Below are 646 nucleotides of genomic sequence, written 5' to 3' on the forward strand. Positions count from 1 at the left end.
GAAGCCCGTGGCCCAACCACCTTGTGTGGGGGGAGCGGTCGAAGGTGGGGCCGGCGATTGGGACGAAGTCGTAACAAGGTAGCCGTACCGGAAGGTGCGGCTGGATCACCTCCTTTCTAAGGAGCACACAACTGGCCGAGCTGCCCCCTTGCGGGGAGAGCCCGGTCGGTGGCCGCCGTTGACGGCGAATGTCCGTCAGGTGGCTGCTCATAGATGTGGAGCACTGGCTATTCAGCTCACCACGCGTGTGAGCCGGCAAGTACCGCCTTCTGGACCTCGGTCCAGTGGGGAGTGGGAACGACGGCCTCGGGCGTGTGGGGGGCTGGGCACGCTGTTGGGTCCTGAGGAAACGGGCTTCGCCCGGTGACCTCGGATTGCGGGACCAGACGCCCCATCCTCTGACCGGGGGTGGGGTGCTGGTGGGCCCGGTTGTTTTTTGAGAACTGCACAGTGGACGCGAGCATCTCTGGTGAGGGCTTGATGCTCTGCTCCTTTTCGGAGGGGTGGGGTTGATGGTTCTTATCTGCGATTTGTTTTGATCGTTTTGTGTGTTCAAGTTTTTTAGGGCATACGGTGGATGCCTTGGCATCAGGAGCCGATGAAGGACGTGGGAGCCTGCGATATGCCTCGGGGAGTCGGCAACCAG

2 rRNA genes are annotated in these 646 nt (G+C 61.9%); both read left to right on the top strand.

Annotation, left to right across the window (positions count from 1 at the left end):
- Nucleotides 1–116 (top strand): 16S ribosomal RNA (locus ACH34S_RS41950); the annotation flags it as partial.
- Nucleotides 117–550: 434 nt separating this feature from the next.
- Nucleotides 551–646 (top strand): 23S ribosomal RNA (locus tag ACH34S_RS41955); the annotation flags it as partial.

This window comes from Actinomadura sp. 3N508 (assembly GCF_044326375.1).
In the GTDB taxonomy this organism is placed as follows: domain Bacteria; phylum Actinomycetota; class Actinomycetes; order Streptosporangiales; family Streptosporangiaceae; genus Spirillospora.